This window comes from Amycolatopsis sp. NPDC005003 (assembly GCF_053600695.1).
In genome coordinates this window covers 42,126-59,942 of sequence record NZ_JBSGAI010000051.1, presented here as the reverse complement: position 1 = coordinate 59,942, position 17,817 = coordinate 42,126, and the positions used below count along the sequence as shown (strand labels likewise).

The window sequence follows — 17,817 nt, the reverse complement described above, 5'->3', positions numbered from 1 at the left end:
GAGGCATTCGGCGCGCACGGGGCAGCGCGCGCACACGGCCTTCGCCTGCGCCGTCTGCCGGGCGCCGGGGCCGACCTCGGAGATCGGGAAGAACATCTAACCCGAATTACCACTCACGACCTCGCCGGTGGTCCGGTCGCGGCAGGAACCAGGCCGCCGAATCGCCCGCCACACCGCCGGGCTCGCCACTGCCGAGTATGGCCGCACCCCACCCGTCCGGTGCCGGGAACGGCGTGCTCCCGGTGTTGACCGCGCACACCAGCTTCCCACGCCGGAACGCCAGAACCGCGTCGTCGCCCGTGTCAAGCCACTCCACCGGGCCCGGTCCGCCAAGCCCGAGGTGCCGCCGCGCCCGGACGGCACGGCGGGAGAAGTGCAACATCGAGGTGTCGTCTTTTTCCTGGACGTCCGCGGCGTAGCGGGCGAACCAGTCCGGCTGGGGTAGCCACGGAATCCCGGTGCTGAAGCCGAAGGCGGGCGCCCCGGCGGACCACGGCAGCGGGACCCGGCAGCCGTCGCGGCCCTTCTCGAGGCCGCCCGTCCGGTGGAACACCGGGTCCTGGCGGGCCTCGTCGGGCAGGTCCTGGACCTCGGGCAGGCCGAGCTCCTCGCCCTGGTACAGGAAGACCGAACCGGGCAGGGCCAGCAGCAGGAGCAGCGCCGCCCGGGCGCGGCGCTCGCCCAGCTCCGCGTCGACCTCGCCGCGGGGCCGCATCAGCGCCGCGAACGCGTCGTTGCTCTCCGGCGCCGGCTCGGGGCGGACGATGCCGTAGCGGGTGACCGTCCGGTGCACGTCGTGGTTGGCCAGCGTCCACGCCGCCGGCGCGCCGTGCGCGGCGGTCCGGGCCGCGGCGCGTTCGATCGCGCCGCGCAGCGCCCGCGCCGCCCACGGCTGGACGAGCAGGTCGAACGAGAACGCCTGGTGCAGCTCGTCCGGGCGCAGGTACTGATCGAGGTCGGCCGGGTCCGGGACCCACACCTCGCCGACCAGCAGCAGGTCGCGGTCCGGGCCGTAGCCCGCGGCGAGCGCGCGCCAGCGGCGGAAGATTTCGTGGACCTCCGGCTGGTTCCAGCTGTGGGCGTTGTAGCCGCCGCCGTCCCAGTCGCGCAGGGCCGCGTCCTTGATCAGCCCGTGGCACACGTCGATGCGGAAGCCGTCCACACCCCGGTCGAACCAGAACCGCAGGATGCCGTCGAACTCGGCGACGACGTCCGCGTGGCGCCAGTCGAAGTCCGGCTGCTCGGGGGCGAACAGGTGCAGGTACCACTGCCCGGGCGTGCCGTCGGGCTCGGTCACTCGGGTCCAGGCGGGGCCGCCGAAGACGGACTGCCAGTTGTTGGGCGGCTCGTCGCCCCGGCCGTCGCGGAAGAGGAACCGGGCGCGCTCGGGGGAGCCGGGGCCGGCGGCGAGCGCCGCGGTGAACCACGGGTGCCGGTCCGAGCAGTGGTTCGGGACGAGGTCCATGAGGACCCGCAGCCCGCGGGCGTGCGCCTCGGCGACCAGGCTGTCGAACGTCTCGAGGGTGCCGTACTCCGGGTTGATCCCGCGGTAGTCGGCGATGTCGTAACCGTGGTCCGCCTGCGGCGAGGGGTAGCACGGGTTGAGCCAGATCGCGTCGGCGCCGAGCGCGGCGATGTGCCCGAGCCGCCGGATCACCCCGCCGAGGTCGCCGACGCCGTCGCCGTCGCTGTCGGCGAACGAACGCACGTAGAGCTGGTACACCACGGCGTCGTCCCAGAACGAGCGCGGGCGGGAAGAAGTCGGCGGCACCCCGCGATCTTCGCACGCGCCGGTGGTTGACTTGCGCCATGCCGGTCGGGGTGCGCGAGGTCGAGGTGTTCGAAAGCAACAGGGCGAGGCTGGAGGCCATCGCCTACCGCCTGCTCGGGTCGGCCGCCGACGCCGAGGACGCCGTGCAGGACACCTTCCTGCGCTGGCAGTCCGCCGAGCGCGAGCGCATCGAGACACCCGAGGCGTGGCTGACGAAGGTGCTCACCAACCTCTGCCTCAACCGGCTCACCTCGGCGCGGGCCCGGCGGGAGACCTACGTCGGCCAGTGGCTCCCGGAACCGGTCTTCGCCGGGGACCGGATGCTCGGCCCGTCCGACACGGCCGTGCAGCGGGAATCGGTCTCGATCGCGATGCTCGCGCTGATGGAGCGGCTTTCGGCCAAGGAACGGGTCGTGTACGTGCTGCGCGAGGCGTTCGGGTACGCGCATGGCGAGATCGCCGAGGTGCTCGACCTCACCGAGGCCAACTGCCAGCAGATCCACCGGCGGGCCAAGCAGCACCTGGCCGCCGACCGCCGCCGGGTCGAGGTCGACGCGGCCGCGGCGCGCAAGATCGTCGAGGAGTTCCTGGCCGCGGCGCTCAGCGGCCGGACCGACTCGCTCGTCAAGCTGCTGGCCGACGACGCGATCAGCATCGGCGACGGCGGCGGCGCGGTCTTCTCGGTGCCGCGGCCGATCACCGGCGCCCTGCGGGTGGCGCGGTTCCTGCGCACGCTGTTCACGCCGAGCGAGGCCAAGTGGGAGATGGTCGGCGGCCGCCCCGACCTGTACGCCGCGGTCGCCAACGGCGTGCCCGCGCTGGTCATGGTGGTCGGCGACCGGGTCGTCGGCGTCTTCGCGCTGGACGTGACGGAGGACGGCATAGCGGCCGTCCACGCCCAGGCCAACCCCGCCAAGCTCGCCCGCGCGACCCGCGCGTGGGCGACCTCCGAGCACGGGGAGCCGCTCGCCGGCACCTGGTGACCCAGGTCACAGCGAACTCCTGTCAGGTTTCGCGCCGCTGCCCGGTTCAGGGAGCACACACCGACCGGACAGGAGCAAAACCATGAAGCACCGCATCGTCGTCCTCGGGGCCGGATACGCCGGAGCCAACGCCGCCGGGCGGCTCGCCAAGCGGCTGCACCCCGCCGACACCGAGATCACCCTGGTCAACGCCGACGCCGAGTTCGTCGAGCGCGTCCGCATGCACCAGCTGGCGACCGGGCAGGACCTGAAGCCGCGCCCGCTCGCCGGCGTCTTCGCGGGCACCGGCGTCCAGCTGCGGATCGCACGGGTCACCGCGGTCGACGCCGAACGCCGGACCGTCGCCCTCGCCGACGGCGAAGAACTCGGTTACGACACGCTCGTCTACGCCCTCGGCAGCACCGCCGCCGCCGTTCCCGAGCACGCCCACAGCGTCGCGGGCAAGGAGTCCGCGCTGCGGCTGCGCGCCCGGCTGGCCGAGCTCGACGCGGGCGCGACGGTGCTCGTCGTCGGCGGTGGCCTGACCGGCATCGAAACCACCGCGGAGATCGCGGAAGCCCGGCCGGACCTCGACGTCGCCCTCGCCGTCCGTGGCGGCCTCGGTGACTGGCTGAGCGAGAAGGGCCGCGACCACCTGCGGCAGGCGTTCGACCGGCTCGGTGTCACCGTGCACGAGAACACGGCCGTCACGAGTGTCGAGCCGGCCGCCGCGAGCACCACCGACGGCCGCACGATCCCGGCCCGGGTCACCGTCTGGACAGCCGGGTTCGCCGTGCACCCCATCGCCGCGGCGACGACGCTGGAGGTCGCCGAGACGGGGCAGATCGTCGTCGACGACACGATGCGGTCGGTCTCGCACCCGGACGTCTACGCCGTCGGCGACGCCGCGTACGCCCGGGGCGGGCACGGCACACCGCTGCGGATGTCCTGCGCTTCGGGGATCCCGACGGCGCAGCTGGCGGCCGACGCCATCGCCGCCCGCCTGACCGGGCGCCCGGTGCCGGAGAACAAGATCGGCTACTCGGTCCAGTGCGTGAGCCTCGGCCGCCGCGACGCCGTCATCCAGCCGGTGACCCCGGACGACCTGGCCAAGCCCGCCGCGGTGACCGGCAGGACGGCCGCCCGGATCAAGGAACTGATCTGCCGGTCCGCGGCGTGGAGCGTCGCGCACCCGACGATGCTCGTCCCGGCCCGCCGCCGGCACACCGTCGCCGCCGGCGCACCGGGCGAGGTCAGCCGCCCGCGGGCAGACCGGTCAGCGCCTCGGTGAAGCTCAGCGGGCGCAGCGACAGCGTGTACTCGTACGTCCGGTCCGCCGCCACCTGGCTCTTCTCCCGCACCGGGTTCGGCGTGTCGCCGACGCCGGTGGCGGCGTGCCCGGCGTGCAGCGTGAACCAGCCCGGGTTCCGCCGCAGCTGGAACGGGTAGGCCGCGCGGTCCAGGTCGTCGTACGGCGTGACGCTGACGTCCTGCGCCCCGCCGACCAGCAGCCCGGACTGCCGGCCGTCGGTCAGCAGGGCCCAGCGCGTGTCGGTGTGGTTGCCGTGGTCCTGCGGGCGGTGGTACTCCACGTACTGCTCGTCCACAGTGGACCGGTTGACCGCGATCGGCGTGCCGTCCTTGCGGTCGGCGTAGCTCTCCGCGGTCCGGCCGTACCAGGAGAACTGCCGGAAGCTGTCCGGGACGCCCAGCGACACCCCGATCCGCGGCAGGTAGTTCATCGTGCCCTGCGGCGTCACCTTGTGGCCCAGGCGCAGCACGCCGGCGGAGTCCACGGTGTACGTCATCGTCTGGTCGAACCACGCGCCCGCCACGTCCGGCGCGGCCACCCGGCTGTCGACCACCACGCTGACGCTGCCGCCGGCGCGGTCCACCCGGACCCCGGTGACCGTGGTCCGCAGGCGGTCGAGACCCAGCTTGCGCCAGTCCTCGCCCTCGGCCCGGCCCCAGGCGAACGTCTCGTTGCTGATCGGGGCGCGCCACGCGTCGAGCTTCGGCCCGCTCGCGAGCAGCTCCTTGCCCCACGCCTGCATCGACGCCAGCGCCCCGGTGCGCTTGTCCACCCGGTAGGCGACCGGCCCGGCCTGGGCGGTGACGTCGTCCGCGGTCTCCCGCGCCGTCACCCGGCCCCAGTCGAACGGCGCCCGGTCGAGGCCGGGCACCCGGGTGCCGCCGAGCGAGAACTGGTCGTGCGCCAGGACGTGTCCCGGGGGCAGCATCGGCTGCGGCTTCTTGACGACCGCCTCCACCGTGAGGAAGCGCTCGCGATCGGCACCCTGGACCGGCAGGGGGATCCGGCCGGTGGTGGCCGCTGCGACGCGGAGGGGCTGCTCGCCGCTCTCGACCGTCTTCGAGCCTTCGGTGACGCGCCACCTGAGGTCGACGTCGCCGGTGCCGGTGAACTGGCGTTCGTTGGTCACCGACAGCACCCCGTCGGCGTAGGCGAACCGCAGTGGCTGGTGCGCCCACGCCAGCTGCGTGGTTTCCGGCTGCGGCTTGCGGTCCGAGCCGATCAGTCCGTCCACACCGGACAGGCTGGAGCCGTAGGACAGGTACGTCCCGCGCTCGGTCACGGTGTCGAAGTCGAGGGCCAGCAGCGCGCCCGGCACGGGCTCCGGCCCGGAGAGCTCCGCCGCGCCGAGCGCGCGGTCGTGAATCCGGACGTCGTCCACCAGACCGCGGCCCAGCCAGCCGATGTTCGAGGGATCGGTCCACGACGTCTCGAAGTCGCGGCCGATGTTCACCTCGGCCGAGGAGGAGTCGATCGGGCCGCTGAAGGCCTTCTGCCCGATCTCCCGGCCGTCGAGGTACAGGCGCAGCGTGGCGCCGTCATAGGTGCCGCTGACCCGGTGCCAGTTGCCGTAGAAATCGGCCGGGACCGGCGCCTGCACCGCGATCCACGTGCCGCTGTGGATGAAGAACTCCAGCGTCGTTTCGTTCTTCATCTTCAGCGTGTACTGGTGGTCGCCCTTGGCGATGATCGGGAACTGGCCGGTCCACTTGCCCGGTTTCACCCAGGCGTCCAGGGTCAGGGCGGTACCGGTGAGGTCCAGCCGCCGGTCGCGGTAGACCTCGGCGAAATCGTCCAGACCGGACAGTTCGAGGGCTTTGCCGCGGTGGCCGCCGACGAGCTTCGACGTCCCGGAGAGGTGGGTGGCGATGCCGTTGCCCGACACGTCCGGGACCTCGCGCAGCGGCTGCCGGATGTTCTGCTCGGCCCAGTCCCAGATGAAGCCGCCCTGGGTCTGCGGGTGGGCCCGGATGATGTCCCAGAACTCGCGGAAGTTGCCGAGGCTGTTGCCCATCGCGTGCGCGTATTCGCCGAAGATCAGCGGTTTCGTCGTGCTCTTCGCCTGCTCGGCGAACCTCTCCGGCGAGGGGTAGCGCGGGCCCCACACGTCGGCGTACGGGGCGTCGCCGTCGGGACTGTTGGACTGGTGGTAGATCGGGCGCGTGGGGTCGTTGGCCCGCAGCCAGTCGGCCATCGCGTAGTGGTGGGCGCCCAGGCCGGCTTCGTTGCCGGTGTCCCAGAGGAAGACGCTGGGGTGGTTCTTGTCGCGTTCCACCATGCCGATCAGCCGGTCCAGGAACGCGTCCCGCCACTCGGGCTGGTTCGCCTGGCACCAGTTCGCGCAGTTCTCGTGGTTGTGCGTCTCGATGTCGACCTCGTCGTCGATCCAGAGGCCGTGTTCGTCGGCGAGCCGGTAGAAGTACGGGTCCGACGGGTAGTGCGACGTGCGGACGGCGTTGACGTTGAGCTGTTCCATCAGCGCGACGTCGCGCTCCTGCGCCCGCCGCGGCACGTGCCGGCCGTGGTCGGGGTCGGTCTCGGCGCGGTTGACGCCCTTGAAGAGCACGCGCTTGCCGTTCACCAGCAGTTGCCTGTCGCGGATTTCGATTTCGCGGAAGCCGGTGGTTTCGCGGGTGATGTGCGTGGTCCGGCCGTCCGGGCCGGTCAGGGTCAGCACGGTCGTGTACAGGTTCGGCGTCTCGTCGGTCCACTTGGCGGGGTTCCGCACGGGCAGGGTCAGGGTGACCGCGGCGCCGGCGTCGCCGACTTCGACGTCCCGCGAAGTGGCGGCGACTTCCTTGCCCGCTTTGTCGCGCAGGCTGAGCCCGACGGTGTGCTTCCCGGTGGTGCCGCCCGGTTTGCGCGCGACCTCGACGGCCGCGCTCAGGACCGCGTCGGTGTAGGCGGGGTCGAGGTCGGTCCGCAGCGTCACGTCCCGGATGTGGGTGGCGGGCGTGGACGTCAGCGTCACGGAGCGGAAGATGCCCGCGTAGCGCCACTGGTCGTAGTCCTCGAGGTAGGCGCCGGCGCTCCAGCGGTGCACCTGCACGGCGAGCCGGTTGGGGCCGGGCTTCAGCGCGGCGGAGATGTCGAACTCCGCGGGGGTGTAGCCGCCCTGGTCGTAGCCGATGTACTGGCCGTTGACCCAGACGAAGTACGCCGAGGTGACGCCGTCGAAGCGCAGGCTGGTCCGGCGCTCGGCCCAGCCGGCGGGCAGGTCGAAGTCGCGGGTGTAGGCCGCGGTCGGGTTGACGTCCCGGGGCACCCGGGGCGGGGCATCGGGCTGGATCTCGGTGGCGATGTTGCGGAAGACGGGGTGGTCGAGGCCGTCGGTCTGCCAGGTGTGCGGCACGGAGACCTCCCGCCAGCCCGAGGTGTCGTACCCGGCGGCGTGGAAACCGGCGGGCACCTGGGCGGGGTTGTCCGCCATGGCGATCCGCCACGTCCCGTCGAGCGTCTTGGTGAACGGCGTCTGTTCCCGCCCCCGGACGGCGGACTCGGCATCGGCGTGCGGCGCGAGGAACGCGTGCGGCGGCTCCTGGCCTTCGCCGACCTTCCGCGGGTCTTCGAGGTAGGAGTAGACGTCGTCGACGGCCGCGTTGGCCTGCCCGGCGGGCACCAGGGTCCCCGCGAGAGCCAACAGGACCACACCCAGAGCGCGCAGCCGCACGGGAGGAACCTCCATGTTCCGACAAGATCCCGACAGAACCCAACAAGATGGAACAGGAAGCGCCGGGGGAGGTCAATAGGACATTCGGTGCGGAACAAGGCATCCGGCGGGGCATCACGCGTGACCCGAGGGGCATCAAGCGTGATCGGGCGGGCATCGCCGCGATGCCCTCGCAGTCACGCGTGATGCCCGGCGGAAGCGGGCAGGGTGATCCGGGCGGTGACGCCGTCGGGCCAGGTCAGCGTGACGCCGTCCGCGATGGGCGCCAAGAACGGGTCGGGGTCGTCCGGGCCGCCGCGGTCCAGGACCACCACCGCGGCGTACACCGCGCCCGGCTCCGGCGGCCCCTCGGTGGCCACGAACGGGATCGCGGTCCACTCGCCCAACGGGGAAACACCGGACTCGAGGGTCACGTCCGCCGTGGTGAAGCCGCGCAGCGGGCGCACTTCCGACCGGAGGTCCGGGGTGCGTGCCGAGGCCGCGCCGGTTTCCGGCCGGGTTCCGCCCGACACCGGCCAGCCGCTCAGCCGCAGCGACCGGACCGGACCGCCGACGTCGTCGAGCCGCGCGAGCCGCACCTCCACACCCCGCCGCACCACCGACACGACCGTCAGCACCGGTCCCGGCACCACCGGCCCGCTCCGTCCCGAGCCGTGGTCGGGGGAGTCGTCGCCGGACGTGTCCACCCACCGGACCCGCCCCTGGGACGCGGCCGCCATGATCCCGCCCGGCAGCTCGATCGCGTAGCACGTCGAGAACCCCGCCCGGTGGCTCGCCCGGCCGTCCGCGTCCAGGACGTACACCGCGTTGTCGGGCCACGAACCGAGCGGCGGCACCGTGGCCGTCGAGTACCCGAGCCGGGCGTAGAGCGGCGCGTCGGACCGCGGGTCGCCGGGGCGGGCGTGGTCCGTGCCGTGGTTGACCACCAGCGCGATGCCGTCCCGACGCCGTCCCGAAACCAGCCAGCCGGGCGCGGGGACGACGCGGGCGACGTCGCCCGTCTCGATCGGCAGCGGCTCCTCGACGTCCGTCCACACGGGATGGTGCGCGGGCAGGGCCAGCCCCAGCAGGCCTTTGGCCGCCCAGTACGGCGAACCGGGCCCGGAGTACGCCTGGCGCATCGCGGGCCAGGCGTGGTGCCACCCCAGGCTGAGCAGCCCGTCGGCGGCGCCGAAGTGCCGCACCATCCCGCCGGCCACCCGCCGGGTCAGTCCCGGCGAGAGCCCGGACGTCCCGGTCAGCGCGCCCACCCAGAACGGCGCCGCGGCCGCGAACCGGTAGACCAGGCTTCGGCCCTGCAACAGCGGGGATCCGTCGCCGCCCACGAGCCGGACGGCGTCGTCGAGGTAGGCCCGCAGGTCCGCCGCCCACCGCAGCCGCAGCGAGCCGGGGCACAGCGTGCCGGTGACGTCGAACAAGTGCGTCCACAGCAACGGGTACAGGTGCAGCGCCCAGCCCGTGTAGTGGTCGTAGGCGCGCTCGTCCCCGTCGCTGAGCCAGCCGCCCGGCCGCCGCAGCGACGCGTGCACGGCGAGGTCCTCCTCGATGTCCGCCGCCGACCACGGGCCGCCCGCCTCGCGCAGGAACGATTCCACCACGATCCGGAACCACACCCAGTTGATCGGCGGGTAGGGCTGCCCGATCACCGTCGCGAGCCAGGCGACGACCCGCTCGCGGACGCCGTCGTCCAGGCGGTCCCACAGCCAGGGCCGGGTCAGCTGCAGCACCAGGGCGATCGACGCGGCCTCCACTTTGGCCTGACCGAGTTCGCCGGGGCGCGGCCAGGCCTCGGGCGACGCCGGGTCGGTGCCGGCGGCCAGCCCGCGCGCGTAGTGCTCGAGGTACCCGCCGGGGTCCGCGCCGCCCTCCCCGGCGACGCGGAACCCGGCGAGCAGGAACGTGCGGGCGAACCCCTCCAGCCCATCGGAAACCCGGCCGTTGCGGCTGGCCGGCCCGGGCAGGTCGATCCGGGCGCCGGCCGGTGAGCGGTGTTCCCCGGCCGCCGCGAGCAGCCGGTCGGCCAGCGCCGCGTAGTGCTCGCGGGTCCAGCCGGTGTACGGCGAAAGCCGCCGGTCTTCGACGGCGGTCATGCCTGCACGGCCAGGGAATGCCGGGTCACCGGCGCCCGGGGTGGCAGGCCCGCCGCGTAGCGCTCCAGCTCGCCGAGCGCCTCGGCGCTCATCCGGCGGGTCTCCGCGCCCAGCGAACCCGCCACGTGCGGCGTCAGCACCACGTTGGGCAGGTCGTAGAGCGGCGAGCCGGCCGGCAGCGGCTCCGGCTCGGTGACGTCGAGGACGGCGTGCAGGCCGTCCGCGGAGCAGGCGTGTTCGAGCGCCGCGGTGTCGACGAGCGCACCCCGCGCGGTGTTGACCAGCACCGCGCCGGGCGGCAGGGCGGCCAGCTCGGCGGCGCCGATCATGTGCCGCGTCGACGGCAGCGACGGCGCGTGCAGGCTCAGCACGTCCGCCTGCGGGAGGGCGTCGGCCAGGGAAGCGGGCTCGGCCCCGGCCGCCCGGATCTCGCCCGCGTCGGCCACCGGGTCGACGACGAGCACCCGGGCCAGCTCCAGCAGCCGCAGCAGCGCGGCGACCCGGCGGCCGACGCGGGAGAACCCGACCAGCACCACCGTCCGGTCGCGGCCGGACAGCTCGCCCCGCCGGCCGCGGTAACCCCAGTCCTCCCGGAACTTCCGCGCGTCGGCGGCCAGGAACGGCACCTTCTTGAACGCCCACAGGATCGCGCCCAGGGTGTACTGGGCGACCGGCTCGGCGTTGGCGTCGGCGGCGGTGGTGACCAGCAGGCCGCGGTCGAACACCGCCGCGCCGACGTGGTCGCGGACGCTCCCGGCCGCGTGCAGCACCGCCCGCAGGTGCGGAGCCGCCCGCAGCACCGCGTCGTCGAGCGGGGGACAGCCCCACGACGTGATCAGCACCTCCACCTCGGCCAGCCGCGCGCGGACCGGCGCCGAGGCGAGCTCGTCGGTGCACAGCGGCTCGCCCAGCCGGGCCGTGGCGCGCAGCCGGGCCAGTTCCGCGTCGCCGAACTGCAGCGCGGCCGTGTCCCGCCCCATCACCAGCAAGGTCTCCGGGCGGCGCGTCACTTGACGCTGCCCGCTGCCAGCCCGGACCGCCATTGCCGGTGCAGCAGCACGAACGCGACCACCAGCGGCAGCACGGCCAGCAGGGAACCGGTGATGACGAGCGGGTTGTACTGCGGGAACTGCGTCACGCGCGTGCTCCACTGGTAGAGGCCGAGGCTCATCGGGAACAGCTTCGGGTCGGTCAGCATCACCAGCGGCAGGAAGAAGTTGTTCCAGATCCCGACGAACTGGAACAGGAAGATGGTCACCAGACCCGGCCGCATCATCGGCAGCCCGATGGTGAAGAACGTCCGCAGCTCGCCCGCTCCGTCGGTCCGCGCGGCTTCGAGGACCTCGCCGGGCACCGCGGCCTCGGCGTAGACGCGGGCGAGGTAGACGCCGAAGGGGTTGGTGAGCAACGGGATGAACACCGCCCAGAACGTGCCGACCACCTCCAGCTGTGACGCCAGCAGGTACAGCGGCAGGGCCAGCGCTGTGGTCGGCACGAGCACCCCGGCCAGCGTCACGGCGAACAGCGCGCGGCGGCCCGGGAAGTCCAGCTTCGCGATCGCGTACCCGCACGCCGCGCAGATGAACGAGCCGAGCACCGCGCCGAGGCCGGCGTAGAGCAGCGAGTTGCGGATCCAGGCGAGGAAGACGCCGTTCTCCTGCGTGAACAACGCGCTGAGGTTGGCGCCCAGGTCGAACTGCCCGAACTCGAACGCGCCGGTCGTGGAGAAGTCGCCGACGGACTTGGTGGCCGAGGTGACCAGCCAGACCAGCGGCAGGACCGCGTACAGCGAGGCCAATACCAACAGGACGTGTACGACCGTGCGTGACGTCCACCGCGAAGCGGCGGGGGAAAGGGTCACCGGGACCTCCGGTTGGACAGGCGCATGACGAGCGCCGAGAGCAGGGCGGAAACCAGGGCCAGCAACACGGACGCGGCGGCCGCGCGGCCGTAGTCGTTGGCGATGAACGCGGCCTCGTACACGTAGAGACTGGGGGACCAGGTGCTCGTCACCGAGCCGGTGAACCCGCGCAGCACCAGGGGTTCGGTGAACAGCTGCAGGGACCCGATCACGGTGAACACGAGGGCGACGAACACGGTCGGCCGGATCATCGGGACCTTGACCGACCACGCCGTCCGGAAGCCCCCGGCGCCGTCGGCCCGCGCGGCTTCGAGGACGTCACGCGGGACGGCCTGCAGTGCGGTGTAGAAGATGATCATGTTGTAGCCGACCCACTGCCAGGTCGCGATGTTGACGATCGAGGGCAGGATGCCGGTCTTGCCCAGCGGGTCGAACGGCAGGACGGCGGTCAGCCCGGAATTGGGGCTGTAGAGGTAGGCCCAGATGAGCCCGGTGATCACGGTCGGCACCGCGTAGGGCAGGAAGACCGCCAGTGACCACACCCGCTTGAGCCGCACCACGGCGGAGTCGATCAGCAGCGCCAGCAGCAGCGCCAGGCCGAGCATGATCGGGATGTGCACCACCACGAACAGCGCCACGTTGCCGAGGCTGGCGTGGAACGCGCTGTCGGTGAGCACGTCGACGTAGTTGCCGAGCGCGACGAACGCCTGCGTCGGGCCGGAGAAACCCAGGCCGGACAGGCGATCGGTGAACAGGCTCAGGTAGAGCGCGTACCCGATCGGGACGAGCACGGTGGCGGTCAGCAGGACCGCGAACGGGGCGGCCAGCACGAGCCCGGCCCGGCCGCGGACACGGCGGCCTTGCGTCACCGCACCGGTGCGAGGGTGTGCCGGCGCGCTCGCGGCGCGTTCGGGAGTGAGGACGGTCATCAGGCTTTCCCTTCCAGCACGGTCAATCCCCGCTCGCGCAGCTCGGCGACGGCGCCGGCCTGTGTCTGCCGGACGGCGGTGGCCAGGGTGGTGCCGCCCGTCTTCACCCCGCCCATCCGGTCGACGACGGTCGAGAACGTCCGCAGCGCGTTGGGTCCCCACGTCCAGTCCGGGACGCGCCGGGCGGCTTCGTCGAGCACGTCGTACACCGGCTCGCCGAGGAAGTACCCGCCCTTGTACGCCTTCCTGGCGACGTCCCGGCTCGGCAGGTAGCCGGGGAAGGGGGTGGTGAACGTGGTGCCGATCTTCGCGACGGCCGGGTCGGTGCTGAGCCAGCGCAGGAACTTCACCGCGGCTTCGGGCACCTTGCTTTCGGCGGAGACGGCGAACGCGCTGCCGCCCTGGACGCCGTTGGCCGGGACACCGTCCCAGGTCGGCATCGTGGTGATCGCCCACCGGCCCTTGTCCTGCGGGATGGACTTGCCGAGGGTGCCGACGCTCCAGGACGCGCCGAGCAGGCCCCACAGCCGTCCGGTGTGCATCGCGCCGATCCAGTCCTGGTCGCCGGTCGGGGCGGTGGCGACCAGGCCGTCGCGGATCATGCCCTGCCAGTGGTCCGCCGTGCGCAGGGTGCCTTCGCCGTCGATGGCCACCCGCCACGAGCCGCCGTCGACCCGCCACCACGGATCGCCCGCCTGCCAGCACATCCCGGCGAAGAACGAGCCGTCGTTGAGCGGGAACGTCGTCACGCGCGCGGCCGGGTCGGCCGTCTTGACGGCTTGGGCGGCGGTGCGGAACTCGGCCCACGTGCGCGGGACCGCGATCCCGTGCCGGTCGAACAGGTCCTTGCGGTAGTAGAGCACCATCGGGGCGAGGTCCATCGGCACCGCCCAGGTGCGCCCGCCGGGCCGCACGCCCTGCCAGGCCGCGGGGGAGTAGCCGCGCTCGAGGTCGGCCAGGTCGTCGGTGAGGTCGCGCAGCCCGCCGGTGGTGAGCAGCTGCGGCAGGCCCTGGTACTCCGCGTGCAGGATGTCCGGGGCGTTGTGGGCGCGCAGCGCGTTGGTCTGCTGGGCGTAACCGCCTTTGAGGCCGGACGCGATCACGTTGAGCTCCACCACGATGTCCGGGTGGGCGGCGTTGAACGCGGCGACGTACTTGTCCATGCCGGTGAGCCACGACCAGATGGTCACGCGGGTGGCGCCGGACGCGGTCGTCGTCGACGCGCAGCCGCCGAGCAGCCCGCCGGCCGCGAGCCCGGCCGTGGCCGAAAGGAACGTCCGGCGGTCGAACCCCTGAAGCTTCATTGCTCCTCCGTCGAAGTGATGGCTGTCACTGTCCGGGTGTGCCATAGTTCGAGTCAACAATTCGGGACAAAAGCGATCACAAACGATCGGAACCGAAAAGGCGGCAATGATGCGGCTCCCCGACGTGCGCGACCGGACGCTCTGGGACGCCGTGGACGGCGCCGCGATCCTCGCCGAAGCCGAGGCCGTGCTCGCCCGTCCGGCGCCGGTCCTGACGGCGACGGCGTGGGCCAGGACGTTCCGCGACGGCGTGCGCACGGAGTACGAAGACGCCGCCCGCGAGCTGCGTGACCGCGTCACGCTGCTGGTGCTCGGCGCGGTGCTCACCGGCGAGGTCCCGCCGGGCCCGGTGCCGTTCCTGGACGGCGCGATCGACGGGCTGGTCGCGCTCGCCGAGGCGACCACGTGGTGCTGGGCACCCCACGACCGGCACGCGGCCGGGCGCGGCGAGGTGCTGGCCGACCCCGACGACCCGTTCCTCGACCTGGGCGCGGCCGAGGTCGCGTCGCTGTTCGCCTGGGCTGATCACGTCCTGGGCCCGCACCTCGACCTCCGGGCGCCGGGACTGCGCAGACGTTTGCGGCGCGAGGTCGACGTCCGCGTCCTGACGCCGTTCGAGCGCGTCCGCGACTGGCACTGGCTCGGCCTCGACGGCGACGCGCACAACTGGAACCCGTGGATCCACTCCGGCGTCCTCACGGCCGCGCTCCTGCTCGTGGCCGACGACGAGCGGCGCCGGCGGCTGGTGCGGCTGGTCGTCGAGGGGCTCGGGCACTACGTCGCCGTCCTGCCGGACGACGGCGGCATCGACGAGGGCGTCGCCTACTGGTGGCACGGCGCCTGCCGCCTGCTGGAGTGCCTGGACCTGCTGGCCGACCCGGGGGAGCTTCCGGTGCTGCCCGAGCTGATCCGCTTCCCGCACCGGATGCACCTGGGCGGCGACGCCTACGTCAACGCCGGAGACGCCCCGGCCCGCCTGTCCCCGGCCCAGCCGTGGCACGTCCTCCACCGGTGGGGCGTGCGGCTCGGCGACGCCGACGTACGGGCGCACGCGGTGAGCCGGGCGCGCGCGGGCGGGCGGCTCGTGTGGCCGTCGGCCGGGCTCGGCCGCGCGCTTTCCGGCTTGGCGGACCCGGACTGGCGGAAGGCGATGGCGGCGGAACCCGAAGCGAGCCGGCCGGCCCGCGAGGAATGGCTGCCGCGGGTGCAGGTGCTGGTGGCCCGGGAGCGGGCGGGGACCTGCCGCGGGCTGACCGTGGCGGTGAAGGCCGGGCACAACGGGGAACGCCACAACCACCTCGACGTGGGCTCCTACTGGGTGGCGGCCGACGGGGTGCCCGTGGTGGCCGACGTCGGCCAGCCGACCTACACCGCGGCCAGCTTCGGGCCGGACCGCTACCGGGCCTGGCCGCTGCGCAGCGAATGGCACAACGTCCCCGAGCCGGGGGTGACGCAGCAGCCGGGCGAAGCGGCCGGCGCCCGGCACGTCCGGGTGAACCTGACGGCGGAGGCCGCCTCGCTCACCGCGGACCTCGCCGGGGCCTACCCGGGGGTGGCGCGCTGGATCCGGTCCGTGCGGCTGGTTCGCGTCCCGCACGCCCACGTCGTGGTGGCCGACGACGACTCCGTCCGGCCGGTCCGGCTCCGGCACGTCCTGGCGGGCGAGGTCGAGCTGGGGGACGGCGAAGCGGTCGTGGCGCGCGACGGCGTCCGGGTGCGGCTGAGCTGGGACGCCCGGCACACCACCCCGGAACTCGAACGGCGGCCGCTGGACGACCCGCTGCTGCGCGCCTCCTGGGGCGACCACCTCACCCGGCTCACCCTGCTGGTGCGCGAGGGCCCGGCGCGGGTCCGGCTGGAGCAGGTCCGATGATGCTCGCCTCCGAACGGCACCAGCTGATCCTTTCGCTGGTGCGCGAGCACGGCGCGGTCCGGCTCACCGAGCTGGTGGCGCGGCTGGGCGTCACCGCGGTCACCGTGCGGCGGGACGTCACCGAGCTGGCCGACCGTGGCCTGCTGACGCGGGTGCACGGCGGTGTCACGCTGACCCGGGGCCGCGGCGGCCACCCCGAGCCCGGGCGCGCCGCTTCGGCGTTCGGCCCGGCCACGCACGGCGCGCTGGTCGGCATGGTCGTGCCGTCGGTCGAGTACTACTGGCCGACGGTGGTCCAGGGTGCCCAGGCCACGGTGGCCGCCGCCGGCGGGCGGCTCGTGCTGCGCGCGTCCAGCTACGACGCGGCCGAGGACCGTCGCCAGGTCACCAAGCTCCTCGAACGCGGCGTGCAGACGGTGCTGGTCGCCCCGGCCACCAGCGGGCGCGGCGCGCTGGACCTGCTGCGCTGGCTGGGGTCGCTGAGCGTCCCGGTGGTGCTCGTCGAGCGCCTCCCGCCGCCGGAGCTGCCCACCCTCGCCCTGGACGCGGCCACGACGGCCCACGCGCTCGGCGCGGGGCTGGGCGTGCGGCACCTGGTTTCCCTCGGCCACCGCGGGGTCGGGCTGGTGACGTCCCGGACCAGCCCGACCAGCCGGGCGCTGCGCACCGGCTGGCGGGAGACGATCGGCTCCCTCGGCCTGGACGCGGCCACGTCACCGGATCTCGACGTCCCGGTGTACGGCTCCCCGGGCTGGGCGGCGGAGTACGACGCCCTGCTGGAGCGCTGCCGCCGGGCCGGCGTCCGGGCCCTGGTGGTGCACGCCGACCGCGAGGCCATCGGCCTGATCGAACGCGCCCGCGACGGCGGCATCGCGGTGCCCGGCGAGCTGGCGGTGGTCTCCTACGACGACGAGGTCGCGGCGGCGTCCGACCCGCCGCTGACCGCGGTCTGCCCGCAGAAGCACCGGCTCGGCGCGGTGGCGGCCGAACTCGCGCTGGCCCGCCTCGCCGACACGACCGAGCGGCCCGTGCACCGCCTCCAGCTCTGGCCGACGCTCGTGGTCCGCGAATCGTGCGGGAGCGCGGCGGAATCCGCGCGCGCCTGAAGCCGACGGGAATCGCGGGTTCGCGAGGCCGGGATCCGGTTCAGGCGGGTGCCGGCGCACGGAGTCGCACGAGGCGGCGCAGCGCCGCGTGGGTCGTCACCGCCGTGCCGAGGGCGACGACGAGGACCGTGCCCGTCACCAGGACGCGGGCCCGGGACCGGGCGGTGCGAGCCGGGAGCAACGGGCGGGACACCGCCAGTTCGGTGAGCGTGCGTTCGGCGTCGGCCATCGAGGGCCGCGCCGCCGGTTCCGGGCGGACCAGTTCCAGCAGGGCGTCGAGGACCGGGCCGTGGGTCCGCGGCGGGACCGCGGTGCCCGGCACCCGCCCTTCGAGCGCGAAGTACAGGGTGGCGCCCAGGGAATAGACGTCCGACGGACACCCGGGGCGCGCACCCGCGGCCACCTCCGGGGCGGGGAAACCGCCGGTACCCAGCCCGAAGCCGGTGATCTTGGCCGTCCCGTCCGCGGTGACCAGCACCTTGTCCGGACCGAACCCGCGGTGGAGGACGCCCTCGGCGTGCGCGGCCGCCAGCGCCGAAGCCAGCTGCGCGCCGAGCGCCGCGACGCGGTCCGGTGGCACGCTCCCGCGCCGCTCGACCAGTTCGGCCAGGGAACCGGCCGTCAGGTCCTCGGTCACCAGGTACGGCGTCAGGTCCTGCTCGAAGACGTCGTGCACCACGACGACGTGCGGGTGGTGCAGGCGGATCGCGGCGCGCGCGTCGCGGATCGCCTTGGCCCGGACGCGGTCGGAATGGGCCGCGTCGAACGGGCACCCCGGCGGCAGCTGTGCGACGACGACGAACCGGTCCAGCAATTCGTCCTTGGCCCGCCACGCCGTGGCGCCGGGATGGTGGCCGGCCGGTTCGAGCAGGCGGTACCGCCCGGCCAATGCGCCCTTTTTCGCTGCCACCCGTATCCCCTTGTCGACGTCGACGATCC

13 protein-coding genes are annotated in these 17,817 nt (G+C 73.6%); 4 read left to right on the top strand and 9 right to left on the bottom strand.

All coding sequences use genetic code 11. The features are described 5' to 3' along the window. On the bottom strand, positions 1-96 hold a 96-nt coding region (locus ACWED2_RS40355; protein WP_449695795.1), incomplete at its 3' end, for a WhiB family transcriptional regulator. A gap of 10 nt (positions 97-106) precedes the next feature. Beyond that, positions 107-1,771 (bottom strand): glycoside hydrolase family 13 protein, encoded by a 1,665-nt coding sequence (locus ACWED2_RS40350; protein ID WP_449695794.1) that lies wholly within the window; start codon positions 1,769-1,771, stop codon positions 107-109. A 38-nt stretch (positions 1,772-1,809) separates the two neighbouring features. Here ACWED2_RS40350 and sigJ point away from each other — a divergent pair, with 38 nt between their 5' ends. Continuing rightward, entirely contained in the window at positions 1,810-2,754 is a 945-nt protein-coding gene (gene sigJ / locus ACWED2_RS40345) for an RNA polymerase sigma factor SigJ (RefSeq protein WP_449695793.1), read from the top strand. 82 nt (positions 2,755-2,836) lie between these two features. Further along, entirely contained in the window at positions 2,837-4,024 is a 1,188-nt protein-coding gene (locus ACWED2_RS40340) for an NAD(P)/FAD-dependent oxidoreductase (RefSeq protein WP_449695792.1), read from the top strand. Here the strand turns inward: ACWED2_RS40340 and ACWED2_RS40335 are convergent. The 6 genes from ACWED2_RS40335 to ACWED2_RS40310 form a co-directional block, all read right to left on the bottom strand. Continuing rightward, the gene (locus tag ACWED2_RS40335) at positions 3,987-7,730 is read right to left on the bottom strand and encodes a glycoside hydrolase family 2 TIM barrel-domain containing protein (protein ID WP_449695791.1); all 3,744 of its coding nucleotides are present in this window, start codon (positions 7,728-7,730) and stop codon (positions 3,987-3,989) included. The genes ACWED2_RS40340 and ACWED2_RS40335 overlap by 38 nt on opposite strands. Before the next feature lie 161 nt (positions 7,731-7,891). Then, positions 7,892-9,805 (bottom strand): DUF2264 domain-containing protein, encoded by a 1,914-nt coding sequence (locus ACWED2_RS40330; RefSeq protein WP_449695790.1) that lies wholly within the window; start codon positions 9,803-9,805, stop codon positions 7,892-7,894. After that, entirely contained in the window at positions 9,802-10,815 is a 1,014-nt protein-coding gene (locus ACWED2_RS40325; RefSeq protein ID WP_449695789.1) for a hydroxyacid dehydrogenase, read from the bottom strand. Before ACWED2_RS40325 ends, ACWED2_RS40330 begins: the two co-directional genes overlap by 4 nt. Continuing rightward, complete coding sequence (locus ACWED2_RS40320) at positions 10,812-11,666, bottom strand: carbohydrate ABC transporter permease (RefSeq protein ID WP_449695788.1); 855 nt, start codon at positions 11,664-11,666, stop codon at positions 10,812-10,814. The genes ACWED2_RS40325 and ACWED2_RS40320 overlap by 4 nt, the downstream gene beginning before the upstream one ends. Beyond that, positions 11,663-12,595: a carbohydrate ABC transporter permease gene (locus ACWED2_RS40315; protein ID WP_449695787.1), complete on the bottom strand. Its 933-nt coding sequence runs from the start codon at positions 12,593-12,595 to the stop codon at positions 11,663-11,665. The genes ACWED2_RS40320 and ACWED2_RS40315 overlap by 4 nt, the downstream gene beginning before the upstream one ends. Beyond that, positions 12,595-13,899, bottom strand: a complete 1,305-nt coding sequence (locus ACWED2_RS40310) for an ABC transporter substrate-binding protein (protein ID WP_449695786.1) — start codon at positions 13,897-13,899, stop codon at positions 12,595-12,597. Before ACWED2_RS40310 ends, ACWED2_RS40315 begins: the two co-directional genes overlap by 1 nt. A gap of 109 nt (positions 13,900-14,008) precedes the next feature. Between ACWED2_RS40310 and ACWED2_RS40305 the strand changes: the two genes are divergently transcribed. Together ACWED2_RS40305 and ACWED2_RS40300 are read left to right on the top strand one after the other, a co-directional pair. Further along, positions 14,009-15,772, top strand: coding sequence for a heparinase (locus ACWED2_RS40305; protein ID WP_449695785.1), 1,764 nt, complete (start codon positions 14,009-14,011; stop codon positions 15,770-15,772). Further along, positions 15,769-16,878: a substrate-binding domain-containing protein gene (locus ACWED2_RS40300; protein ID WP_449695784.1), complete on the top strand. Its 1,110-nt coding sequence runs from the start codon at positions 15,769-15,771 to the stop codon at positions 16,876-16,878. Before ACWED2_RS40305 ends, ACWED2_RS40300 begins: the two co-directional genes overlap by 4 nt. Positions 16,879-16,918: 40 nt before the next feature. Here the strand turns inward: ACWED2_RS40300 and ACWED2_RS40295 are convergent, their stop codons facing one another. Then, positions 16,919-17,788, bottom strand: coding sequence for a protein kinase domain-containing protein (locus ACWED2_RS40295; RefSeq protein ID WP_449695783.1), 870 nt, complete (start codon positions 17,786-17,788; stop codon positions 16,919-16,921). Positions 17,789-17,817: the final 29 nt, after the last annotated feature.